We start from the raw sequence: 24,808 nt of genomic DNA, 5'->3' as shown, positions 1-24,808 counted from the left end.
TAAAAACCCCGCTGCTGGAGCGGGGTTAATTCATTCGACACGTTCTTTTTTATGCCTCAGAAGATTTTGTTGATTTTTTTGCTTTTTCCTTGAAAGAGAATTTTATTTTTTGATTCTCCTTATCCAGATCAGCTATTAGCACATCACCATCTTTGATATTCATATTTAAAATCTCTTCTGCTAACGGATCTTCCAGGTATTTTTGAATTGCACGATGAAGCGGACGGGCACCAAACTGTGCATCATATCCCTTATCAGAAATGAATTCTTTTGCTTCTTCTGTAAGCTCAAGTGCAAATCCGAGATTCTTTAATCTTGCACTAACACCTTTCATCAAAATGTCAATGATGCGGAAGATATGCTCTTTTGTAAGAGAATTAAAGATCATCACATCATCGATTCTGTTAAGAAACTCAGGTGAGAAAGTCTTCTTTAACGCTTTTTCAATTACTGCTTTATTATTCTCTTCCGCATTCTGCATACGTGTAGCAGTTGCAAAACCAACACCTTCACCAAAATCTTTCAACTGGCGTACACCAATATTCGATGTCATGATGATGAGTGTATTCTTGAAATCAACTTTGCGTCCAAGACCATCGGTTAACTGACCATCATCTAATACCTGCAACAAAATATTATAAATGTCTGGATGCGCTTTTTCAATTTCATCTAATAACACAACCGAATAGGGCTTACGACGAACACGCTCAGTTAACTGACCACCTTCTTCATAACCTACATAACCCGGAGGGGCACCAATTAAACGACTGACAGTGAATTTTTCCATGTACTCACTCATATCGATACGAATAAGTGCATCTTCACTATCAAACATATAACGAGCTAATGCACGGGCTAACTCGGTTTTACCAACACCAGTAGGTCCTAAGAAAATAAATGTACCAATGGGCTTTTTCGGATCTTTTAAACCTACCCTGTTACGTTGAATTGCCTTTACCACTTTGCTGATAGCTTCATCCTGTCCAATAACTGCGCCTTGCAGATCATCAGCCATCTTACGCAGTTTTTCCGTTTCAGCCTGCACCATTCTCTTCACAGGAATCCCTGTCATCATACTTACTACTTCCGCAATTGCTTCTTCGTCTATTGGATAACGCTTGTGCTTACTTTCCTCTTCCCACTTAGCTTTTGCTTTTTCTAATTCTTCACCCAAACGTTTTTCAGTATCTCGAAGTGAAGCCGCTTCTTCAAACCGCTGACTCTTCACCACCTTATTCTTTTCCTGTTTAATATCTTCTATCTTTTTCTCAAGGTCAAGAATTTCCTGTGGAACGTTAATGTTTTTCAAATGCACTCTTGCACCAACTTCATCCAACACATCAATAGCTTTGTCTGGTAGTAAACGATCGGTCATATAACGATCACTTAACTTAACGCATGCATTAATTGCTTCATCATTATAAGCAACATTATGGAACTCTTCATACTTCGCTTTGATGTTATGGAGTATCTGAATAGTTTCGTCAATACTTGGTGGGTCAATAATTACTTTTTGAAAACGACGATCAAGTGCGCCATCTTTTTCAATGTACATTCTATACTCGTCTAAAGTTGATGCACCAATACACTGCAGTTCGCCTCTTGATAAGGCTGGCTTAAAGATGTTAGAAGCATCAAGTGAACCACTTGCACCACCAGCACCTACAATTGTATGAATTTCATCAATGAAAAGAATCACATCTCTGTTCTTCTCCAATTCATTCATGATGGCCTTCATACGTTCTTCGAACTGGCCACGGTATTTTGTGCCGGCAACCAATGCTGCAAGATCAAGCGACACCACACGCTTATCATACAACACTCTTGAAACCTTACGCTGAACAATGCGCAGTGCAAGACCTTCAACTATGGCCGTTTTACCAACGCCGGGTTCACCAATTAAAATTGGGTTGTTTTTCTTTCTACGTGAAAGAATCTGCGAAACACGTTCAATTTCGTTTTCACGGCCAACAATTGGATCTAACGATCCATTCTCAGCTAAACGTGTAATATCCCTTCCAAAATTATCAAGCACGGGTGTTTTACTTTTTGCACCAGCCTGTTGTTTCGAACGTGATTGTGAGTACTTCGATTTTTCATCATCAAAGTCTTCTTCGCCGGGATCATCATACTCGGCACGGGGTTCGTTTGATTTTACCATACCTAATTCATTTCTGAAAATATCGTAATCAATTTCAAACTGGTTTAAAATCTGAGTAGCGATGTTTTCCTTGTTTTTTAATATTGATAACATCAGGTGTTCTGTTTCCACCTGCGGACTTTTAAGCGCTTTCGCTTCAAGCACAGTTACACGTATTACTTTTTCTGCTTGCTTTGTTAAGGGCAAACTGTTGATGTTGGCAATGTTCTTTCCGGTTTTATCCTTTACCGCCAATTCAATTTCCTTTCGCAATTCGTAAAGATCAACGTGCAGATTTTTTAATACTTTGATGGCAGTGTTTTCTCCTTCCCTGATCATCCCTAAAACGAGATGTTCAGTTCCGATGAAATCATTTCCAAGCCGCAACGCTTCTTCCCTGCTGAACGAAATGATCTCTTTTACCTGGGTTGAAAAATTATGATCCATAATGGATATTCGGTTTTTACAATTATAACGAATAATTTTGACTGAAGTTTACGATAAGTTACACACTATCTGTTAATAATACTATGAATGTCAAAATTGATACCAAGGAGAAATTTCATGTGTTGACACCCATGGAAACTACGCTTTCGGAAAATATGACAGCCGAAATCAGCCAATTGTTGCTTACCTGCCGTGAAAAGGAAGTCAAAAACGTAATCCTTAACCTGAGCCAGGTGACAACTGTTGACCAACCTGTGGCTGAAGCCATCTTAAATAATCAACAAGAGTTTTACGATCTTGAAATATCGTTCGTTATATGCGAACTGAAACCTGAGGTAGAGGAGTTTCTTGACAAAGTTGAGATCCTTGATCTTCTGAATTACACACCAACAGAAAGTGAAGCATGGGATATTGTGCAAATGGAAGAAATTGAACGTGAGCTTTTTGAAGACGAATAAACTTTTTACCTTAAACAAACCAACACCAACACTAAACCAATTGTCTTCATGCTGGCTGTAACTATTCTTGGAAATAACTCTGCTATTCCTGCATTTGGCCGACACCCCACTGCCCAGATTATTACTACTGCCGATGATCTGCTTATGTTTGATTGTGGAGAAGGAAGCCAGATTCAAATACTTAACTATCGTATTAAGCGAAGCCGCATCAACCATATCTTTATTTCGCACTTGCATGGCGATCATTACTTCGGTTTAATCGGACTGCTTAATAGTTTTGCTTTGCTGGGTCGTATTCAGCCTTTGCATGTTTACGGTCCACCTGCATTAATTGAGGTAATTAATCTACAATTTCGTATTTCAAACACGGTGCTGCCTTTCTCGTTTACATTTCACCCAATTGAAAATGCCGGGCTGTTACTCGAGTCGAAAAGTTACACTGTTGAATGTTTCCCAACACAACACCGTATTGAATGCTGGGGTTTCTTAGTTCGTGAAAAACGGCAGCCACGAAAAATAAATATTGAAAAGACGACAACTTATAATATTCCAACTACTGCTTTCCCTGATTTGCAAGCCGGATCGGATTTTATTGAAACAGATGGGACAATCATCAAAAACGAATTACTCACACATGAGAATGTAAAACCGAAGAGTTATGCATTTTGTGCAGACACGATTTATGATGAAACACTTGTGCCCATTGTACAGCAAGCTGACCTCATCTATCATGAAAGCACATACCCGGCAGCATTCACCGAAAAGGCAACAGAACGTTTTCATTCTACGAGTAAACAAGCAGCAACAATTGCATTGAAAGCAAATGTGGGCCGATTAATTATTGGGCATTTCTCTGCAAAATTTGAAGTGATTGATCAATTTGGAACTGAAGCCAGGGAAGTATTCGCAAACACAGATGTAGCAATCGAGGGCGTTACTTATCTGGTTTGACGATTAAGCCAATCATAAAACGCAGGCAATTCCTTTTGCCAGAAACGTTCATTATGTTGTCCATTTGCAACAACACGATAGGCAGATTTAGATGAGCCTTTCTTTTTCACCTCCTGGTAAATCCGTTGCATATCATTTGTCATCTGTTCCCCTTCTAATGCACCACAAACAAAGTAAAAGGGTGATTTGATAGACGACGTTTTCTCCACCTTCGAATCTATTTCCGGAGCAATCCAGAAAGCCGGCGAAAAAACTCCTGCACTGCCAAACACGCCGGGATATTTCAACACAGCGTAAAAAGAAATTAAACCGCCCATTGAACTTCCGGCAATTGAGGTGTTTGCTGCATCAGGTTTTGTGCGGAAACGCTTATCGATATATGGCTTTAAATTTTGCACCAGGAAATCAACATATTCATCACCCTCACCATTTCCAAACCTTGATGAGTAAGGATTGTATTCGGTCATCCTTTTTGCATCTCCGTGATCAATACCAACAATAATGCGTTGATTTTTCGGCTTCACCGAGTCCATCATTTCGTCTACGCCCCACTCACCAAACGATGACGTGATTGCATCAAATAAATTCTGACCATCATGCATGTACAAAACAGGATATTGCTTCTTACTAAACGCATAGTCTTCCGGCAAATAAATCCAAACCCGCCTTTTCCTGTTTAGTTCAGGAATAAAAAATGCACTGTCCATCACAAACACATTTTTTGTACGGGTTGAAACAGGCGGGCGACTTGGTATATCATCGGCCCATGCTTCTATCCTGATTTCTAAAGTTGTATCTGTGCTGATTTTTACAACACGATTATTAAAAGTGGACCCGTTAGTGGTACATTCTACTTTTGCCCAATTGCCTCTCGTGATCTTGAATTCAATAATTCCACGAGGAACATTTTTTATTTCTAAGAGTAAATTTCCATTGATTGATTTGGAAAATTTATATGATTGTAAGCCTGGATCCCAACCGTTAAAATTGCCAGCAATAAAAAGAATTTCATCTTTATGTTTTTCAGGTTGGCCGACTACTTCAAACTTTACCGTAGACTGGGAAAAACAAAAATTTAAGCAACAGAAAACTGCTACCAATAAATGAATACATCGGCAATAATAGTTTGGCATATGTTATGTGAAGAAGTATTTCTTAGCTCAAACGTTGCAGGTAGTTTTTTACCGCTACATGAAGACCTTCGCTTAACGGAACAACTGGTAAACGTAAATGGTTTTCAAGCAAGTTCAATTCGGTCATAAAGGCTTTTACACCTGCGGGATTATTTTCGGCAAATAGAAGATCATAAGCTTCAAGCATTTGATCATTCAATGTTTTTGCCGCAGCAAAATTTCCTTTCAATGAAAGCCTTACCATTTCGCTGAATTGCTTTGGCAAACAGTTAGCTGCAACACTAATAACACCATCCATGCCGCAAGCGATCTGTGGCATAGCTAAATTATCATCACCACTTACCACGAGAAAATCAGTGGGTTTGTCCTTAAGTATTTGCATAGACTGGGCCATATCACCACTAGCTTCTTTAATTCCAATAATATTTTCGAAATCGTTTGCTAATCGCAAAGTTGTTGCGGCTGTCATGTTTCTTCCTGTGCGGCCAGGTACGTTGTACAATATGATTGGCTTAGGAGATACTTCTGCCAATGCTTTGTAATGCTGATAAATGCCCTCCTGTGAAGGTTTATTATAATACGGACTCGCACTCAACACCGCCGCTGCTTTCTGCAGAGGGAAAGTTTCAAGATCTTTAATAAGAGACAATGTGTTGTTACCTCCAATACCCACTACTACCGGAACACGATCAGCTACTTTTTCGTAAGTAAAAAGAATAAGTTCCGCCTTTTCATCTTTACTCAGCGTTGGCGTTTCGCCTGTTGTGCCGAGCGTAATCACATATTCTACACCGTTATTGATCACAAAATCAATAACACGTTCAAGGGCTGGAAAATCAATTTCCATGTTGTCTTTAAAAGGAGTAACCAATGCCACACCGGTTCCACGCAGTTGATCTCTAAAACTCATAGTTGATTGAAGAAAAAATATTAATAGTTGTGTTTAAGTGCAGTGTTCGTTATAGTTCATCCCAAAAACCCATCTTACTATACCGTTCAATCCGTTGATTAATGCGATCTTCAGGAGCTATTGTTTTAAGCTGCTGTAAGATCGGTATCAATTCTTTTTTCAGCATTTGTGCTGCTGTATCATAGTCCCAATGTGCACCTCCCGCAGGTTCAGGAACTATACCGTCAACAATACCAAATTTGTACATGTGCTCGGGCGTAAGTTTCAGTTGTTCAGCCGCCACTTCTTTCTTCTCCCAGCTACGCCATAAAATAGAACTACAACTCTCCGGAGAAATTACAGTGTACCATGTGTTCTCTAACATCAACACTTTATCGCCCACACCAATACCTAAAGCTCCCCCACTTGCACCTTCGCCGATCACTACACAGATGACAGGCACTTTTAGGCGTATCATTTCATATATATTCCTTGCGATAGCTTCTCCTTGTCCACGCTCTTCAGCTTCAAGGCCCGGATATGCACCGGGAGTATCAATTAAAGTAATTATAGGCTTATTAAATTTTTCTGCCAGCTTCATTAGCCGGAGTGCTTTACGATAGCCTTCCGGATTCGCCATACCAAAGTTGCGCAACTGACGCATTTTGGTATTGATACCTTTTTGCTGGCCGATCATCATCACCGTTTCTCCATCCAGCTGAGCAAAACCACCAACCATTGCTTTGTCATCCTTCACACCTCTGTCACCGTATAATTCAACGAAATTGGTACACATTTTATCGATGTACTTTAACGTGTATGGCCTGTCAGGGTGACGACTCAGTTGTACCTTTTGCCAACTTGTAAGATGCTGGGTGATTTCATTGCGCTTATCTGTAATGCTTTGCTCAAGTTGCTGTATAGTTGCAGAATAATCAATCTTCGGATTCTTTTCTGCTTTATGGCGAAATTCCTTTAGCTCATCAACCAATTCCTTAATAGGCTTCTCTATTTCTATGAACTGACGATTTTCAAGTGATGGCATAATATATCAGAATATTAGGATGCTAAAATTAACAGATTGAGCTGCAATATTAATGAAAAAAGACCGCCGATAAAGGCGGTCTTTTTAAGAAACTTAAAGTATTTAAATCAACCAGATTATCTGGGACCTATATAAGTTAGAGTATCTGTGGATAACCTAGCTGCAGGGCCAGCACCCCAAGCGAATGAAATATAAAATGTCTTAGTTGCTACTTCATACCTTGATGTATATCCCGGAGCATTATAGGCACCTCCTGAACTTGTTACGGTTACAGGTAAAGTGGCTCCTGCTCCAGTGGTAATGTCAAGCACAGGATTACCGATGCCGATTCCGCTTGCACCATCGCCCCACAATGCTAAAGAAGCAAATTGAAGAGATGAAGCACCTGTGGTTACCAGGTTCATTGTTTTACCCGAAAAATTGCCGGTAAGTGCAGCGTCACCAGCACGTAAAGAATATCCTTTGTATGAATATCTACCGTCCCATGCATTTCTAACACCAAAAGCATAAACCGCAACACCAAAATTGCCACTGATTGTAGCCGCAGGTGAAGTAGAAACGATCTTGATAGGTACAGCATAGGCTTTTGAAAAGCTAAAACTGGAGGTAACTTTAATTGTTAATGGAACCTGAACAACTCTTGTGCCTTTTTTAATCACTACTGATGAGGGGAAGCTATATGCATCGGCAGGCGGAATCTCATAACTTTTTCCATTTTGGGTATTATATAAAGTTAAAGACGCTGCATCAACAGCTAGATTAACCGTCATGTCCTCAGGCGCTGTATTTACACCTGAATAGCTGACGTTAATATTAATTGTTGCCGTTTGATTTAATGATAAAGATCCAAGATCGGCATAAAACTGAGGATATTTTGATGTTTGCGCTGCAAAGTTATCGCCCGTATTCAAAAATTCCACAACATTTAGTGTATTGCCATGCCCCGTATCAATATTCCCGGTACGTTCCTTCAAACAGCTGCTTACAAGTAGGCTTACCAAGGCAACTGTAATTATGTTTATTTTTTTCATTTTCATTTGTTTTTATTCAATTGTGGTTATTGAGCCCAGAAAATTAATGAACTGTAAGGATCAATATTTCTTGGAACATTGGAAGAATTATAAGCGCCTTCTGAAGGTGGATATAAAATTCTGGCTGGTAAATGATCTGGTCTGGTTGATTTTGACTGCGTAGAAGCAAAGGTTTGGGTACCGCTTGCACCTGCAGTATTTATTACTGTAGGATAACCCGTTCTTCTATAATCATTCCATGCTACGTCAGAATTCACCATATTCATTGCGATATATTTCTGAGTTATGATGGCTTCAATTTTTTGAGCTGTGGTTACTGCAAGATCAAAATTTACCAATGGGCTTGTATTGTTATAACTCATGTATGTTGCAAAATCTGTTGCCGGATCACCAGAAATCGTTCCACTTGGAAGTTGATACAAATAATTATAAGAAGCTAATATTCCACTTTCGAAAAGAGCCTTAACGTTTCCACCCGTAAGAATTCCTCTTACGTTAGCCTCGGCCTGTAGGAAATAGCTTTCGGCTGCCGTAATTACAGGCATACCAGCATCGGGTCCTTTTAAAGCACCTGTGGTATTACCCGATGTTTTGCCGTCCCTGTTCGTACTTGGATACCAAAAACTTCCGCTTGGACTTGCTGCTGCAGCCGGAGGTCCTTCATAGCCTAACCTGTTTGTAGGAGTTGAAGGGAAGTTATAATACAAGGCCTTGCCCCTTCCATTGTCTAACAACTTAACACCATTATAAAACGCCATAACAAACGTGTTTGGCATCCAGGCTTTGTTACCATCTGTACCTGTTTCACTAAAGGCCCAAGTTCCCCATTTTGGATTCTGTTTACCTGCATTTCGCACGTAACCGGGATTGATTAATGCATCGGTCGTTAAGAAACCACCAGTAAAGGTTTTGTTTTTTGCTGTAAAAGTAACCTTTGCGTTACCAGTAACAACGACTTTGAGTTTTAAGGTGTTGGCAAACTTTATCCAGTTTGTCATATTTCCATTAAACATGGGGTCAGTAGCTGGTGATAACGGTGTTGGTGCTACTGTTGCCGCCAATGCTGCATTAATTGTATCAATAGCCTTATCAAGTTCATCAGCAAGATCTTTGTAGATCACAGCCGGGTCATCATATTTAGGAGTTAATTCTGCAGCTCCCTTCAAGGCTTCAGAATAAGGGATTGAATTGTATTGGTCTACCAGCATTTGAAAACCATGAGCTCTCATAATTCTGGCGGCCGCATTAAACAAACGCAAAGAAGGGTCGCCTGATGAATAATTCATTACCAATTGATAATCATTTAAAACATCATAAAATCCCCACCTGCCGCCGTGGTCAGCTGCGGAAAATGCATAGGTGACAGCTGAACCAAAACCACCGTAACCACCGGCATTTGCCATAATACCACCCAGCTGAGCACCTGTTGTATTATAGCCATTGATCTGTGATGCGGTTGCTACGATGGCTTGGGGTAGAATTAATTGCGGGGTGGCACTTGTTGCCTCATTCGGATTTGTATTGATATCCATGAACTTCTTACAAGCGCTTAAACTAACAACAGCACTTAGAAGCAGGATTGCTATTTTATTTCTCATATTTAAAATCTTTTTCTTCATTTAAAAATGGCTTAGAAAGTAAGTGACAAAGTAGCACCATAATAACGTGATGGTGGGGCACTTCCTATACCTGTTAAACCGATACCATTGCTTCCACTTCCTGCGTCACTGAACTCAGGATCGGTGTACAAATTGTCTTTAGGAAGGAGAATCAGTAAATTTCTTCCCTGTACACTGATAGAAGCAGCTTTAAGAAATCTTACTTTAGAAATGACGTTTTTAGAAAGATCATAGCTTAGTCTTACTTCCCTTAATTTCCAGAAAGCGCCAGATGTAACATAGTTCGATGTTACGTCACGGTTAACACCATCTGTCCAGAAACCAGCATTACCATTACCGTCTTTGATTGTAATATTAGTATTAGGAAGATATTTTCCTGGGTTTGCTGGATCTGCAATCACAGAATTAGGATAAACAAACCTGTCTCTGTTATAGATTCCTGTTCTGTAACCAGTTCCTGACCAATCCATTTCAGCACCCATATTATTCAGTATAACGCCGCCGGCTCTGTATTCTCCAACGAATGAGAAAGTAAACCCTTTATATTTCACTGTTCCATCTACGCCGAGCGTATGTTTTGCTGCACCGTTTCCTAAAATAGAAATAGTATCAGACCTTGAAGGTAAACCAGTGATACCATCAACAATTACTTTTCCTGTAGCGGGGTCACGCTTATAATCGTATCCCATCACAACCGGGAAAACATAATTAGGAACTGCATATGAACCAGATGAGTTGCCATAAGTTGCCAAAGCAAGCTTTGGTAATTGGGCATCAATTGAAATGACTTTGTTATCTAAATAAGTATAGTTGCCACCAATATTCACACTCCAGTTCTTGGTTCTCACGATGTCAACATGAGCCGTAGCTTCAATGCCCTGGCTGCTGGTTTCCCCTACGTTTGTACGTAAACCACTATATCCTGTAGCGTTTGACACACTCGTTGTAATGGTTTGATCGTCTGTATTTGATTTGAAGTAGGTAATTGATGATATAATTCTGTTATCCCAGAAATTCATATCAGCCCCGGCTTCATATGTTCTTGTTAATTCAGGCTTCAAATTAGGAGCAACAAGTGTATTCCCTGCTGTAAAGCCAGGACCAATAGTGTATGGAAATCCATAAGCCTGACCAAATGTTGGTAACAATTGATATGCTCCGTAGTTACCTGACAGGTTCACTTGACCCACTTTAGACCAGCCTGCCCTTAATTTCAGGTAATTGAGGATTTTATTATTTCTCAACCCTTCTATGGCATCGGTTGCAATGAACGACACATCGACTGAAGGATAAAAGAAAGAGTTATTAGGAGAATTCAAAATTGATACCCAGTCCTTTCTTGCAGTACCATGAAGGTATAGGAAGTTCTTGTACCCGATTCTGGCATCTGCGTACGCACCAAACTGACGTGCTCTCGCACTTCCTTCACCAGCACCTGGTTCACCTACACGATTACTAACATTATACAATCCTGGTACAACTAATCCGTTACCAGATACACTAATAGACTTCGTTTCATCATGTCGGATCTGAATACCAGAAACAACATTTAAACTAAAATCAGTGGCGATTTTTCTATTGTATTGTGCAAATACGTCTGTAAGTAAATTAGTAGTATAACCTGATCCATCAGAAACAGAAGCTGCTATATCAGATTTTGAACTCTGATCTGTATGCTTTGCATAATCAGTATACTTAAATTCTCCTACGGTGTTTTTGTTTGAATAATTCCTCGTTGAAATACCTTGTCGTGCTACCAGGTCTAATCCTTTGATAGGAGTAAATCTCAACTCTACATTACCTGTTAAATAATCGTTGCGTGTTTTACTTCTATTGTTGTCAGCGGTAAAGTAAGGGTTTTGATACCATGGGTTGTAAAAGCCGTTAGGATTTGCAAGTGGATCAGTTCTCCAGTTCTTATACTTAGTAATGTCAACGTTTGATGGCATATTCAGCATGTTTCCATACATAGCGCCAGTTTGAGTCGTGGTATTATATCGGTTCTGAACGTAGCCGATACTGTAAGTGATATTTACAGATTCTTTAATTCTCTTTGTACCGTTCAGTCTCAATGAAGCTCTATTGTATTTGTCGCCAGGCGTTGTACCCTGAACATTTACAAACTGACCAGATAAATAAAAAGTTGAGTTTTCATCACCCGAAGTCAAACTGATATCAGACTGATTAGTTACTCCTGTGTTCCAGAAATCATAATGTCCAGGATTGTAGGCGTATAATGCCGAATCCTGGGTTCCATCTTCCAGTGGCGCACCTAATGGTCGCATTGTGCCGTCAAATGCAGGTCCGTAAGATTGATTTTCCAAATAAGAGAAAACAACTCTGCCGTTTGCATCAAATCCATAAGCTGAACCACCCGCACCAAAGTTTTTCTGGATTTTAGGATAGAAAGCAATATTCTGGAGTGTTACTGTATTTGAGATTGTAACAGACGAAACACCTTTTTTCCCTTTTTTTGTTGTTACTACAATCGCACCATTAGATGCCTGCGAGCCATAAAGGGCCGCCGCACCTGCACCATTCAACACAGTAATCTCCTCCACGTCTTGAGGATTTAGATTACCCAAAACATCATTAGGTACAATAATGTTGTCTAAAACCAGCAATGCCTGGTTATTACCAGTTAACGAACGTTGACCTCTTAAAACAACACGGAAGTTGGGATTTGCACCACCATCGGTAGCGTTAATTTGCAAACCTGCAACTTTACCTTGCAAACCTCCTGCAACGGTAACAGATTTACCGGAAACAAGATTCTCAGCTTTAATTACGGTACTCGCTGTGCCAAGTTCTTTACGTTTACTTTTAATACCGCCGGCTGTCACCACAATTTCTTCCATTGTGTTTCCGCCTGCAGACATTTCAACGGAGACAGAACTACCTTTAACGGTAACCTCAGTTGTGGAAAAGCCAATCGCCGAAATGATTAATACGGCGCCTTGTTTTGTTGAAATTTTGAAATTTCCGGTTGCGTCACCAGAAACACCTTTTTTGGTGCTCTTTTCAACAACAGTCACAAATGGAACTGGTGCGCCCTTTTCGTCCGTAACCTTGCCGGACACTTCGATCGCTTGGGCTGCCACTATTTGAGCAAATAGTAACACGAATCCCAATAGGAAGCATAGCTTTTTTCTCATGTTTTTGTTAATTTAGTTTTAAAACTTTGAAATCAAATATAGGAATTCCTCGTAATCGGTAAAAAAAAGTATTATTTTCTTAACCAACATTATCAAGGACATTTAAAAGCTCCCAAATGATGCTTTATAAAATGACTATTGTTAATAAATTTTTAGGAGCTGATGAAAAAGGTTCAACAGCATTATCTTAGCACATTAAATGTGAATTTTTATAATTTATAAAAAAAGTATATGCCAAAGGTTATTATCGCTTTATTCTGTTTGTTTTTTACATTAAATATTAGTGCGCAACCTGTAAATGAACAGGTAAGTTTGAAAAAACTCTTATTCAACAAGTTTATTACCGGAGCGGTGTCATTTAAGAACGGAACCACAGTAACCACTCCTTTTAATTACAATACTGATAACCAAAGTTTCATTTTTATTAAGGATAATGTTTATAATGAATTAGAAGGCCTAGAATCAATTGATTCCGTTCTCATTGATAACGTAAAATTTATTCCCATAAAAAATAAGTTTTATGAATGTACATCGATACCAACTGTGCTGGTCTCTTATTCGAATATTCCAATTGCAAGGGAGGCGACTACAGATAAAACCGGATCGCATAAAGAGAACTCATCCCAGATAAGTAACGTTGTTTCAAATGTTTATCTTAGTCGAAATTTTAGAAATCAGAATGAATTCAAATTCATCAAACACTTTTGGATGAAAGATGGTAGTGTATTTATTGAATTAAAAAATGCAAAACAGATAGCAAATACATTTAACATAAGTCTTGAGAGTGTCAAAACTTTTTTTAGCCAGGAAAATCTCAATCTCGCTTATGAACCAGATGTAATCAAACTTTATTATTTCATAAATAATCTAAAGAAAAAGTCTTAATGCTTCAGGATTCATAATCGTAAAAGCAACTGCGCTTTTATTTCTGACTTGTGATTTCCAGAAATCTCATCCAATCCAGAACCAAAGGTTGATTTATTTTCATATATAGATTGCGCCCAACGGCACCAAATTGAGAGCTTTTTCGTTACGTCATAATTAAAATTCAAATAATAACGATACCCCTTATCAGAAAACGGAGGAATTGAAAACCCGTACAGCACATCGTTTTCATAAGCATAAATGCGGCTGTTGAAATCGTCTGTTTCAAAATATTGGAGTCGCAGATTGGCGGAGAATGGCTTGAGTGCTGGCTTGTAAAACACATCGAAAAAAGCAAGAAAACCCCGGCTTTCTAAAGGACCGCCCACATTGTACCACATCGCATCAAGTCGTTGCCGAAGTGTAATCACTGCATTTGGCTTGTATTGAATTTGCGTTCGCCAATTTTTACGAATTACTGGCTCAACCAATGCAGTCACTAACTGACCATCATCGGTGAAATTGATTGCTTTACTTTCCTTACGGAAACGTGTATAAATTTCAATTTGTTTGTTGGGACGATGTGTTAACTGTACAAGATAATCTTGCCCGTTTGAGGGAGCATCAATTCGAAATCGCAAATAAGGAAAACGATAAAAATCCATGTACGCATCAATCTTCCATTTTACATTAGGTTTTATGGAAGCACCTGCAAATAATCCTTTTTCATTTGTTGGAAAGGTTCCTTCTGTAAATGCATTTCCAAAAATGGATTGATAACCTTTTTCAATATTCCTATATACAAACGAAAGATCAACTTTTGGATCAGCACTGATCAACAACCCACTCATCATGCCATAATTGCTGCCGTTATGTTTTGCTACTTCACCAAACCAATGCATGTTTCGCCAGGTGTAACTCCAATCAATACTCATATTGGTGAGTTGCTTTCCATTAAATGAAAAATTGTTGTAAGGCTGATCATCTTTTTGCAATGGCTTATCGAACTGAAAATTCACGGCGTTCGCTCCCACATGAAGATTTCCATCGCTATAAGTGATATTTCCTCCTAACGAATTCATTTGCACCGACTTTCTATCAGCTTGTTCATTGGGTGTGCGATGTAATCCTGTTGTAACCAGTGAAGAAAAATAGTCTTCAGCATTTAATGTATCGACAACGAGGTTACCACTAACCTTTCTGAATGAAGCAAATCCTGTTAACTGGAATTGATTCTTCTCTAAAGTGATGCCTGCACCACGATTAAAGAAATATTCATTGGTAGAATTAAACGGACGGAGAATGGCAGCCTGTCGTTTTGTGTTAACAACATCAACGCTCTTTTTGAATGCCAGCGATTGCCATTGAATTAACCCCTGCCCCATATTTACGGTGTAGTCACCAATGGCAAGATTTTTTATGATGCCAACATTGCGAACAAACAAGTGAGCAGAATAATAATCAAACCCATTGCGTTGTGATCCTTTGAACCACTGTTCACCGGGATCTTTTTCCGCTGTAATTCCGTACTGTAATAAGTTCCTGTAAACATATTTGTAACGTAGTAAAAAACGTTCCCTGCTACCTGGATAAAAACTTGTAGCGGCAGTATCTCTTCTCCGTTTAAAACCTTCAGCCTCCTCTAACACGTAAGTAAGTCTCGAAAGAATTGTATGTTCTCCATCCTTTAAACGCCGGCCAATATCTTCCCGCAACGAAACTGCAGGCCCCACCATTACAAAGGGCAACATTTTCTGAATAAGCTCATTGTCCCAAGTAGGAATGGATTGCAATTCATAAATGCTGATCAGCTTTCCAAACAACCGCCGATAGCTAAGAAAATTGGCGATCTGTAACGGCGATAAAAAAAGAAATTCTTTTAATTCTGTGTCAGTGGCAGTGTTGAGATTTAGTCTGTGTCGTTGATAATGACGAAGCGATTGCAAATAAGAATCATCTTCAGTTTCTGATTCATTTACTTCAGTATTATTTTCAATTTGCTGTTCGCTGGTTTGTGTTTCCTGCGCTGCACCTGTGGCACAATACAAACAAAAGACGAGTATGGTAATGATGAGTCTCACTCGCTTTTATCTTCTTTCTTTTTACCATTGAACAAGATCATCACCGCAGGTGAAACGCCTAGCTGAGGATGATAAGCTGTTGCCAGATCAACCCTGAAAGCACCGAACTTCAAACCTATCCCAACAAATGGTTGTGTATTCACAGTATTAATACCTGCACGTATCAACAACTGCTTCACCAGTTCGTATTGAAACACCGTATTTACACCTGCATTCTTATTTTCTTCTTTTATCAATTCGGCACTAATAAAAAAACGGTCGCTTACTTCAAAACCCAATCCTCCCCGATAAACCGAAGCGATCTTTTCATTGGCGGCTTTATTCAATTCGCCACCAACAGGATTAAACACACTGAACCCTGCATGTACCTTTTCACTCAAATGCATTAATACTCCTGCCTCAAAATGAAAAGTAGAAGCTGATGTGTATGCTGGGATGCGCAGGTTGTAATAATTGAATTTCGCACCGACATCTATTTTCTTTCCTAAACTTCTTGCATAACCCAGCCCAATCTGTGTTTCATTATAATTTGAGTAACCAAAATAATCGGCTTGTACGCCAAACGCTCCGGAATTTGTTTGAAAACCTGCAACGGCGGTGTACTGACTTAATGCATTCAACAAAAAACGTCGCTCGCAGTAAACCCCTGCGCCTGTCTGAGAAATGTTGGCTAAAGCCGCTGGGTTTATTATAAACGAAAATGCATCAGAAACATTTTTGCTGTAAGCTCCCAAACCCGGATAGCTACTTACTAAAGGCTGGCGCACAGTTTGGGCCGAAAGGAAGCAGCAGAAAAATAAAGTAAAGGCTAGTGTAGATGTTTTCAAGCAGCAGATTTTGGTTTCAGAAATTTAATCATTTAATCCAGCAGGCAAAATAGTAGTGATTTAATTTTTATAACTGCCTTGAAACAATCAATAGCTGCGTTATTTTTGCGCCATGCAACTACTCGACGGTAAACTGGCAGCCCAGGCCATTAAAGAAGATCTCAAGAAAAAAACTTCAGCATTACAGGAACAGGGAAAGCGTTCGCCGCATTTGGCAGCGATATTGGTTGGCACCGATGGCGCCAGCGAAACGTATGTGGCTTCGAAAGTGAAAACCTGTGCTGAAATAGGTTTTGAATCTACTCTGAAACGTTTTCCTTCTACCATCAGCGAAGAAGAATTGTTGCGTGAAATCGAAGAACTGAATAACAATTCCGATGTGGATGGCATTCTTGTGCAGCTTCCCCTTCCTAAACATATCAGTGACGATAAAGTGATCAACGCTATTCACCCTTCAAAAGATGTGGATGGTTTCCACCCTGTGAGCGTCGGCAATATGGTGAGTGGAACGCCAACCTTTATTCCGGCAACTCCTTACGGCATTCTTTTGTTACTTGAACATTTCAAAGTGGAGACAAAAGGCAAACATGCGGTCGTGATTGGCCGTAGTCATATTGTGGGCACTCCCATGAGTATTTTGCTGAGCCGGAAAGCATATCCGGGAAATTGCACCGTTACAATTTGTCATTCTGCCACTACTAATCTGAAAGAGCTTTGTTTGCAAGGTGACATTATCGTAGCTGCATTGGGTCAAGCCGAGTTCTTAACGGCCGACATGGTAAAAGAAGGTGCTGTTATTGTTGATGTAGGCATTACACGTGTAGCCGACGCTTCAAAGAAAAGCGGCTTTGCATTGAAAGGTGATGTAAAGTTTGATGAAGTGGCACCAAAAAGCAGCGCTATTACACCGGTACCGGGCGGTGTTGGCCCAATGACCATTGCCGGTTTGCTAATGAATACCTACAATGCTTACATGAAGAAGCAGTAAGCCTTCGTTATCTTTGCATTTCATGAGTGAAACATTAATTGAAACTACACAACAGGTATTGCCTGTAATGGAATCGTTCTACACTTTACAAGGTGAAGGATACCATCAGGGTCGTGCTGCCTATTTCATTCGCTTAGGCGGATGTGATGTGGGTTGTGTTTGGTGTGATGTAAAAGAAAGTTGGGATGCAGAAAAACATCCGAAGTTTGGAGTTGATATTATTGTCGACAACATGAAGAAGGAATTGGGAATTGGGAATGAGGAATTGGGAAGTAACCTTAGACCGATCGTTGTGATCACAGGTGGCGAACCGCTGATGCATGATTTGACAGATCTTACAAAAGCAATTCATGTTGCAGGTTTTGAAACAAATATTGAAACATCGGGATCGCATCCGTTAAGTGGTGAGTGGGATTGGATCTGTTTATCACCGAAAAAATTCAAAGCACCGCTACCAGAAGTTGTTCCACATGCAAGTGAATTAAAAGTAGTGATTTTCAACAAAAGTGATTTTGCCTGGGCAGAAGAATATGCGGGAATAGTATCACCAACCTGTAAGCTATATCTGCAACCAGAATGGGATAAAGCGGCACAAATGACGCCGCTCATCATCGATTATATCAAAGCAAATCCTCAATGGGAGCTCAGCCTTCAGCTACACAAGTATATTAACGTGCCGTAGATAAAATCCTGAGCGAAGTCGAAGGGTTTTGTAACAAATCGAGCGGAGTCGAGATTGCAACTTGCAATTTCAACGCTGCTTTAACATCCCCTCCATCGATAATTCGTATATTGAACCTCAAATTCAATCAAGTGAAAAAACTCTTAACCTGTATTACCCTTCTTCTGTCAGCAACTATTGCATCCGCTCAATGGTACAATCCTCAAAAAGTAGAAGTAAAACTTGGTTATAAATATGCAGAGGCTTTAAACGAAGCCCGTTACCGGAATTATCCAAAAGCAATTGAGCTACTTGATGAATGCATTAAAACGGATGCAAAATTTGTGGATGCTTATTTAAGTAAAGCCGGTATTTTCTCCGAGCAAAAGAAATACAAACAATCTGTTGAAACATATCGTATCGGTAAAAATCTTGATTCCGTTTACTTCAGCAACTTTTCACTTCCCTACTCTATCGCATTAGCAGGTAATGGTGAATTTGAAGAAGCTCTTTCTGTCATCACAACTTATTTACAAAAGCCAAATCTTAACGAACGTGTTGCTAAATCGGCGCAATACCGTAAAGGCTGTTATGAGTTTGCAGTAAACTATAAAAACCAATTCCCTGCTGGTGGATATATATTCAGACCACAGAACATGGGCGACAGCATTAATTCAAATCTGTCGGAATATTTACCATCATTAACTATTGATGATAATACCATCATCTTCACACGAAGAGTAAAAACAGGTGGCTCGCATTTGAATGAAGATTTTTATGTGAGTGAACGCAAGAATGGTTTTTGGGGAAAAGCAACGGCTTTGCCCGGTGAGTTAAATACCGAATCGAATGAGGGTGCGCAAAATATTTCTATTGATGGAAAGCTGCTATTCTTTGCGGCAAACTATGGAAGTGAGGGCGAAGGTAATTTTGATCTTTACATGTCGAACCTTAACAAAACGGGTTGGGGACCGAAGATAAATCTTGGTCGTGCTATCAATACAGAATATTGGGAAACACAACCATCTCTTTCGCCGGATAAACGCACCTTGTATTTTACTGCAAGCGACCCATCTGGTTTAGGTGGCAGTGATATTTATGTGAGCACCTTACAAGCAAACGGACAATGGGGTGCAGCACGCAACCTCGGTGCAGTTATTAATACCGGTGCAGATGAAGGTTGTCCGTTCATTCATCCCGACAATCAAACACTTTACTTTAAATCCAAAGGCCATCCCGGTTATGGTGAAGCAGATCTATTCATGAGTCGAAAACAAACTGATGGCAGTTGGGGCAAACCTGTTAATCTCGGTTATCCTGTAAATACCATTGATGAAGAAGGTTCGCTTGTAATCAGTAGCGATGGTAAAACAGCTTACTATGCAAGTGATGGTGCCGACAGCAGAGGTGGTTTGGATATTTACAGTTTTGAAATGCCTGATCATGTTCGTCCCTACAAAACACTATGGGTAAAAGGAAATGTGTTTGATGCAAAAACAAAACAAGGTTTGCCTTCTGCAGTTGAATTGATCAATTTCTCCACGGCACAAACTATTAGTAAAGTACAAACAGATGAAACAGGAAATTATCTCATCACCTTACCCATTGGCAACGATTATGCATTCAATGTAAATCGTAAAGGCTACTTGTTTTACTCAGAGAATTTTTTCCTGAAAGGTTCAACCAGCGATACAACATACACCATCGATATTCCGCTCACACCTATTGAAGTAAATGCAAGTATTGTGTTGAAGAATATTTTCTTTGATGTAAATAAAGCGGAAGTGAAACCTGAATCAATGATTGAGCTGGATAAAGTAGTGCAACTATTGAAAGAAAATCCAACATTGAAAATTGAGATCGAAGGCCACACTGATAATGTGGGCAAACCTGCCGACAACCTAACGCTCTCGAACAACCGTGCAAAAGCGGTGATCAATTACTTCCTGTACAAAGGCGTTGCAGCCGACCGGTTATCGAGCAAAGGATTTGGTGAAACAAAACCAGTGGCCGATAATAAAATAGAAGAAGGTCGTGCAAAAAACAGGCGGACGGAATTGAAGGTGATCGCAAAATAATTTTTGTGTTACCTTAGAAATAAGATGAACACCGACCTGCTCTACCAACTTGCATTAACACAAGTGCCCAACATTGGCTACGTACAGGCTAAACTGTTAGCTGATGAATTTGGCACAGCTGAAGCTATTTTCAAATCAAAGAAATCAACCTTAGAAAAAATTGAAGGCATTGGTGAGGTACGTGCCAATAGCATCAAGAAGTTCGATGCGTTCAATGAACAGGAAGATGAAATCAAATTCATAGAGAAATATAAGATCAAGCCACTGTTCTTAACGGCGGATGAGTATCCAAAACGTTTACTGCATTGTTACGATCCTCCCACTCTTTTATTTTACCGGGGCAATGCCAACCTGAATTCATCAAAAGTTATCTCCATCATCGGCACACGCAGCAATTCAGATTATGGAAAAATGATGACAGAAAAAATTCTTACATCACTAGCGCCGCATCAACCATTGGTGGTGAGCGGACTAGCTTATGGCATTGATGCTATTGCACATAAACAAAGTTTAAAACAACAGCTGCCAACTGTCGGGGTATTGGCACATGGCTTAGATAAAATTTATCCATCCCAACATACCGCACTCGCCAAAGAAATGATCGCTGAAGGCGGCGGCATCTTAACCGAATTCAGAAAAGACACCAAACCTGATCGTCATAATTTTCCTGAACGAAACAGAATAGTTGCAGGCATGTGCGATGCTACCATTGTAATTGAAACAGGAATAAAAGGTGGCAGCATGATTACAGCTAACCTGGCGTTTAGCTATAACCGTGATGTATTTGCGATACCCGGTAAAACAACCGATAGCAAAAGTGAAGGCTGTAACTATTTAATTCAAAGTAATAAGGCTGTATTGATACGCAACGGAGAAGATATCATTCAGCAAATGGGTTGGGAAGAACAACAAAAGAAAAAATCAATACAGAAACAGCTCTTTGTTGATCTTTCAACAGACGAAAAAATAATTGCCCAACTATTACAAACACAGGAGCAAATGCATATTGATGAGATTAACTTACAAAGCAATATTAACAGCAGCGCTGTAGCTGCAGCATTACTAATGATGGAAATGAACGGACTGGTTAAAAGTATGCCCGGAAAGATCTATAAACTGAGCTGATCTTTTCCCGATTTGGAAGCAATATAGCCGCTCCCTTATCTTTGCACATGGCAACAAGAAATAATTCCCCTCTCAGCAAAGCGGTTCTCAACAAATTTTTCGGCGAAGGTTACACATTTGATGATGTTTTACTCATGCCGGCCTACTCACAGGTTCTCCCAAGGGAAACCAACATCAGCACTCAACTCACAAAATCACTAAAACTGAACATTCCAATGCTCTCTGCAGCAATGGATACGGTTACAGAAGCAGGTTTAGCCATTGCCCTGTCACGTGAAGGCGGTATTGGTATTCTTCACAAGAATATGAGTATTGAAGAACAGGCGGCGCATGTACGCAAGGTGAAGCGTAGTGAAAGCGGGCTTATCATTGATCCGATTACATTGACAATTGATGCGACATTAGCTGATGCCTTACAGCTGATGAAAGAAAACAAGATCGGTGGTATTCCTATTGTTGACATGAAAAATAAACTTGTGGGTATCCTCACCAACCGTGATCTCAGGTTTGAAACAAACACCAAAAAGAAAGTAAGCGAAGTAATGACATCAACTAACCTCATTACTGCACCTGAAGGGACTGATCTCAAAAAAGCACAAACCATATTAAGTCATCATAAAATTGAAAAGCTTCCGGTTGTAAAAAAAGATGGCACGCTGGCCGGACTTATTACTTACCGTGATATGTTGCAGGTGCAAAGTCACCCCAATGCAGTAAAAGATTCCTATGGACGTTTGCTTGTGGGTGCTGCGTTGGGTATTACAGGCGATATGCTCGATCGTGCAGCAGCTTTACAACATGTGGGTGTTGATATTGTAACACTCGATAGCGCACATGGACATAGTAAAGGAGTGATCGACGCATTAAAAAATCTGAAAAAGAATTTTAAAAAGCTACAGGTCATTGCAGGTAATGCCGGAACTGGAGCAGGTGCAAAAGCATTGGCTGATGCTGGTGCCGATGCGGTGAAAATTGGTATTGGTCCCGGTTCAATTTGCACCACTCGTATTGTTGCCGGTACAGGCGTTCCTCAACTTACTGCAATTATGGAAGCATCCTTTGCATTAAAATCAAAAGGTATCCCTGTAATTGCGGATGGCGGTATCCGTTATACTGGTGATTTAGTGAAAGCATTAGCAGCAGGTGCTTCAACTGTAATGATGGGTAGTGTATTTGCAGGAACAGAAGAAAGTCCCGGTGAAACAATTATTTACGAAGGAAGAAAATTTAAACAATACCGTGGTATGGGTTCCATTGGTGCCATGCAGCAAGGAAGTGGAGATCGTTATTTCCAGGATGTGGAAGATGGCATCAAGAAATTAGTTCCGGAAGGAATTGAAGGTCGTGTACCTTTCAAAGGGAACGTAGCAGAGATCGTTCACCAGTTCACTGGCGGGCTACGTGCCGGGATGGGTTACTGCGGTGCGCAAACCATAAAAGATTTGCAAGGTGCGCAATTTATCAAAATCAGTAATGCAGGTATGAAAGAAAGCCATGCACATGATGTGATCATTACAAAAGAAAGCCCGAACTACTCGAGATAACATTGATCGGTACGGCCTTTGGCCGTCAGACCCGTTAAGAAATATAAAAGAATTAAATTCTTAATTGATGAATGCCCGACAATCTTGCCGGGCATTCCTATTTTTACAAAAACCATTTACTTGAAAAAGTATCAACCCGTTTTACTATCGCTCCTCTCCGGATTACTGTTCTTTATCGCATGGCCAATGGTCAACATCACCGTTGCCATCTTTTTTGCCTTCATTCCTTTATTCATCATTGAGCAAAAGGATCTGAGCGGTTTGAAATTTTTCGGGTTAATCTATCTTGCTCTCTTCACCTGGAACATCAGCACCACCTGGTGGATATGGAATGCCGATATGTTAGGTGCATGGTTAGCCATCATCGTCAACAGTTTGCTGATGTGTATTCCATTAGCAGCATTCCGCACAATGAAAAGACGTTTCGGTTCACTCATCGGCTATGTTTCTTTTATTCTTTTCTGGATGAGTTTTGAATACCTGCACTTACAGGATTGGGGATTGAGCTGGCCCTGGCTTACACTGGGCAACTTATTTGCAGGACGCACCGGGTGGATTCAATGGTATGAATACACAGGGACAAGTGGTGGAAGTTTGTGGGTGTTGCTCGTGAATGTATTGTTGTATCGATTGTTGTTTGATGTTCCTAAGAACAATGAAATTCGAGGTAAGAAGTACGAAATACGCATGTCATCGCTTCTAATTGTTTCAGCGGTGCTTGCAATGCCCATCATCATATCAATGCTGATGAGCAGCAAGCAAGATCATAAAGTCGACATCACAAATCAAACCTCTTCCAACATCGTGATAGTTCAACCTAATATTGATCCTTACGAAAAATTATCAACCGGAACCTTTGAAGCACAGCTGCAACAACTCATTCGTTTAAGTGAACAGCAGATCGATAGCAACACCACATTACTCGTGTGGCCTGAAACAGCTTTGTATACCGGCAATGGTTTTGAAGAAATTTCGTTAAAACAAAATTTCTTCCTTAATCCATTATTTGCTTTTTTAAAACGTCACCCAAAACTGAATTTATTTACGGGCATCGAAAGTTATCGTGTATTCAACGAACGTGTTTCAAACGATGCAAGACCTATTGATGGCACTTCAAATTTTTACGAAGTGTATAATGGAAGTGCGTTGTTTGATAGTACCGGTCCCAATCAATTTTACCATAAATCAATGCTGGTACCCGGTGTGGAAACATTACCCGGCTTTCTCAAATTTCTAGCTCCCGTGTTTGAAGAATTTGGCGGCACAGCAGGTGGGTATGCTAAACAAGATGAACGCACACCCATCAAAACCACCAACGGTTATGTTATTGCACCCGCTATTTGTTACGAAAGTATTTATGGCGAATACATGAGTAAATTTGTGCGTAGTGGTGCAAACATTATTGCGGTGATCACCAATGATGGATGGTGGGGAAACACTCCCGGCTATAAACATCATATGCTTTATGGAAAATTGCGTGCTATCGAAACCAGGAAATGGGTATTGCGTAGTGCCAACACAGGTATCAGTTGTTTTATTGATCCATCGGGTGAAGTTTTTCAACCACAACCATGGTGGACACCCGCATCTACCAAAATGCATATCCCTGTTAATGATAAACAAACATTTTTTGTGCGTTACGGCGATATACTAAGCAAACTTGCACTCATCTTAACCGGCATTCTGTTGCTTTTCGCCATTTATCTAACCATCGCTGCCAAACAACGGAAGAAGTTGTAAAACATCTGGTAAAATTCGGCCAATTGTCAAAG

Annotated in this window: 18 protein-coding genes; 9 read left to right on the top strand and 9 right to left on the bottom strand. The window is 40.0% G+C overall.

The window, feature by feature from the left end:
* Positions 1-49 precede the first annotated feature (49 nt).
* Complete coding sequence (locus tag ACO1QW_RS09125) at positions 50-2,587, bottom strand: ATP-dependent Clp protease ATP-binding subunit (RefSeq protein ID WP_486257757.1); 2,538 nt, start codon at positions 2,585-2,587, stop codon at positions 50-52.
* A gap of 83 nt (positions 2,588-2,670) precedes the next feature.
* Here ACO1QW_RS09125 and ACO1QW_RS09120 point away from each other — a divergent pair, with 83 nt between their 5' ends.
* A complete protein-coding gene (locus ACO1QW_RS09120) occupies positions 2,671-3,045 on the top strand; it encodes an STAS domain-containing protein (RefSeq protein ID WP_486257755.1) in 375 nt (124 codons plus the stop codon).
* 48 nt (positions 3,046-3,093) lie between these two features.
* Positions 3,094-3,996: a ribonuclease Z gene (locus tag ACO1QW_RS09115; protein ID WP_486257753.1), complete on the top strand. Its 903-nt coding sequence runs from the start codon at positions 3,094-3,096 to the stop codon at positions 3,994-3,996.
* Here the strand turns inward: ACO1QW_RS09115 and ACO1QW_RS09110 are convergent.
* The 6 genes from ACO1QW_RS09110 to ACO1QW_RS09085 all read right to left on the bottom strand — a co-directional run bounded on the left by ACO1QW_RS09110 (position 3,984) and on the right by ACO1QW_RS09085 (position 12,868).
* Positions 3,984-5,129: an alpha/beta hydrolase gene (locus ACO1QW_RS09110; RefSeq protein ID WP_486257751.1), complete on the bottom strand. Its 1,146-nt coding sequence runs from the start codon at positions 5,127-5,129 to the stop codon at positions 3,984-3,986. The two genes, ACO1QW_RS09115 and ACO1QW_RS09110, sit on opposite strands and share 13 nt — an antisense overlap.
* 22 nt (positions 5,130-5,151) lie before the next feature.
* Positions 5,152-6,039 carry a 4-hydroxy-tetrahydrodipicolinate synthase gene (gene dapA, locus ACO1QW_RS09105; protein WP_486257749.1) on the bottom strand — a complete coding sequence of 296 codons (888 nt, stop codon included), beginning with the start codon at positions 6,037-6,039 and terminating at the stop codon, positions 5,152-5,154.
* Positions 6,040-6,088: 49 nt separating this feature from the next.
* The gene (locus ACO1QW_RS09100) at positions 6,089-7,063 is read right to left on the bottom strand and encodes an acetyl-CoA carboxylase carboxyltransferase subunit alpha (RefSeq protein WP_486257747.1); all 975 of its coding nucleotides are present in this window, start codon (positions 7,061-7,063) and stop codon (positions 6,089-6,091) included.
* A 116-nt stretch (positions 7,064-7,179) separates the two neighbouring features.
* Positions 7,180-8,094 (bottom strand): DUF1735 domain-containing protein, encoded by a 915-nt coding sequence (locus ACO1QW_RS09095; RefSeq protein WP_486257745.1) that lies wholly within the window; start codon positions 8,092-8,094, stop codon positions 7,180-7,182.
* A gap of 26 nt (positions 8,095-8,120) precedes the next feature.
* Positions 8,121-9,692: a SusD/RagB family nutrient-binding outer membrane lipoprotein gene (locus ACO1QW_RS09090; protein ID WP_486257743.1), complete on the bottom strand. Its 1,572-nt coding sequence runs from the start codon at positions 9,690-9,692 to the stop codon at positions 8,121-8,123.
* 32 nt (positions 9,693-9,724) lie between these two features.
* Complete coding sequence (locus ACO1QW_RS09085) at positions 9,725-12,868, bottom strand: SusC/RagA family TonB-linked outer membrane protein (RefSeq protein WP_486257741.1); 3,144 nt, start codon at positions 12,866-12,868, stop codon at positions 9,725-9,727.
* A gap of 231 nt (positions 12,869-13,099) precedes the next feature.
* Between ACO1QW_RS09085 and ACO1QW_RS09080 the strand changes: the two genes are divergently transcribed.
* Complete coding sequence (locus tag ACO1QW_RS09080) at positions 13,100-13,753, top strand: hypothetical protein (RefSeq protein ID WP_486257740.1); 654 nt, start codon at positions 13,100-13,102, stop codon at positions 13,751-13,753.
* Between the two features lie 11 nt (positions 13,754-13,764).
* Here ACO1QW_RS09080 and ACO1QW_RS09075 read toward each other — a convergent pair whose 3' ends face one another.
* Both ACO1QW_RS09075 and ACO1QW_RS09070 read right to left on the bottom strand, forming a co-directional pair.
* Positions 13,765-15,813 carry a hypothetical protein gene (locus ACO1QW_RS09075; RefSeq protein ID WP_486257738.1) on the bottom strand — a complete coding sequence of 683 codons (2,049 nt, stop codon included), beginning with the start codon at positions 15,811-15,813 and terminating at the stop codon, positions 13,765-13,767.
* Positions 15,810-16,580, bottom strand: a complete 771-nt coding sequence (locus ACO1QW_RS09070; protein ID WP_486257736.1) for a PorV/PorQ family protein — start codon at positions 16,578-16,580, stop codon at positions 15,810-15,812. The genes ACO1QW_RS09075 and ACO1QW_RS09070 overlap by 4 nt, the downstream gene beginning before the upstream one ends.
* Before the next feature lie 172 nt (positions 16,581-16,752).
* On the opposite strand from ACO1QW_RS09070, the gene ACO1QW_RS09065 reads away from it, so the two are divergent.
* The 6 genes from ACO1QW_RS09065 (at position 16,753) to lnt (ending at position 24,776) form a co-directional block, all read left to right on the top strand.
* Positions 16,753-17,628: a bifunctional 5,10-methylenetetrahydrofolate dehydrogenase/5,10-methenyltetrahydrofolate cyclohydrolase gene (locus tag ACO1QW_RS09065; RefSeq protein ID WP_486257735.1), complete on the top strand. Its 876-nt coding sequence runs from the start codon at positions 16,753-16,755 to the stop codon at positions 17,626-17,628.
* Between the two features lie 22 nt (positions 17,629-17,650).
* Positions 17,651-18,310: a 7-carboxy-7-deazaguanine synthase QueE gene (locus tag ACO1QW_RS09060; RefSeq protein ID WP_486257733.1), complete on the top strand. Its 660-nt coding sequence runs from the start codon at positions 17,651-17,653 to the stop codon at positions 18,308-18,310.
* A gap of 131 nt (positions 18,311-18,441) precedes the next feature.
* Positions 18,442-20,367 (top strand): OmpA family protein, encoded by a 1,926-nt coding sequence (locus ACO1QW_RS09055; protein WP_486257731.1) that lies wholly within the window; start codon positions 18,442-18,444, stop codon positions 20,365-20,367.
* Positions 20,368-20,391: 24 nt separating this feature from the next.
* Entirely contained in the window at positions 20,392-21,492 is a 1,101-nt protein-coding gene (gene dprA / locus ACO1QW_RS09050) for a DNA-processing protein DprA (protein ID WP_486257729.1), read from the top strand.
* Positions 21,493-21,539: 47 nt separating this feature from the next.
* A complete protein-coding gene (guaB, locus tag ACO1QW_RS09045; RefSeq protein WP_486257728.1) occupies positions 21,540-23,036 on the top strand; it encodes an IMP dehydrogenase in 1,497 nt (498 codons plus the stop codon).
* 120 nt (positions 23,037-23,156) lie between these two features.
* Positions 23,157-24,776 carry an apolipoprotein N-acyltransferase gene (gene lnt / locus ACO1QW_RS09040; protein ID WP_486257726.1) on the top strand — a complete coding sequence of 540 codons (1,620 nt, stop codon included), beginning with the start codon at positions 23,157-23,159 and terminating at the stop codon, positions 24,774-24,776.
* Positions 24,777-24,808 lie beyond the last annotated feature (32 nt).

This window comes from Lacibacter sp., assembly GCF_057361365.1.
The sequence above is the reverse complement of the archived record's forward strand: the minus strand, read 5'-3'. Positions and strand labels throughout refer to the sequence as shown.

Coding starts and splice junctions, on each gene's coding strand:
- ACO1QW_RS09125 (WP_486257757.1), bottom strand. CDS start 2,587: ATGGATCATAATTTTTCAACCCAGGTAAAAGAGATCATTTCGTTCAGC.
- ACO1QW_RS09120 (WP_486257755.1), top strand. CDS start 2,671: ATGAATGTCAAAATTGATACCAAGGAGAAATTTCATGTGTTGACACCC.
- ACO1QW_RS09115 (WP_486257753.1), top strand. CDS start 3,094: ATGCTGGCTGTAACTATTCTTGGAAATAACTCTGCTATTCCTGCATTT.
- ACO1QW_RS09110 (WP_486257751.1), bottom strand. CDS start 5,129: ATGCCAAACTATTATTGCCGATGTATTCATTTATTGGTAGCAGTTTTC.
- dapA (WP_486257749.1), bottom strand. CDS start 6,039: ATGAGTTTTAGAGATCAACTGCGTGGAACCGGTGTGGCATTGGTTACT.
- ACO1QW_RS09100 (WP_486257747.1), bottom strand. CDS start 7,063: ATGCCATCACTTGAAAATCGTCAGTTCATAGAAATAGAGAAGCCTATT.
- ACO1QW_RS09095 (WP_486257745.1), bottom strand. CDS start 8,094: ATGAAAAAAATAAACATAATTACAGTTGCCTTGGTAAGCCTACTTGTA.
- ACO1QW_RS09090 (WP_486257743.1), bottom strand. CDS start 9,692: ATGAGAAATAAAATAGCAATCCTGCTTCTAAGTGCTGTTGTTAGTTTA.
- ACO1QW_RS09085 (WP_486257741.1), bottom strand. CDS start 12,868: ATGAGAAAAAAGCTATGCTTCCTATTGGGATTCGTGTTACTATTTGCT.
- ACO1QW_RS09080 (WP_486257740.1), top strand. CDS start 13,100: ATGCCAAAGGTTATTATCGCTTTATTCTGTTTGTTTTTTACATTAAAT.
- ACO1QW_RS09065 (WP_486257735.1), top strand. CDS start 16,753: ATGCAACTACTCGACGGTAAACTGGCAGCCCAGGCCATTAAAGAAGAT.
- ACO1QW_RS09060 (WP_486257733.1), top strand. CDS start 17,651: ATGAGTGAAACATTAATTGAAACTACACAACAGGTATTGCCTGTAATG.
- dprA (WP_486257729.1), top strand. CDS start 20,392: ATGAACACCGACCTGCTCTACCAACTTGCATTAACACAAGTGCCCAAC.
- guaB (WP_486257728.1), top strand. CDS start 21,540: ATGGCAACAAGAAATAATTCCCCTCTCAGCAAAGCGGTTCTCAACAAA.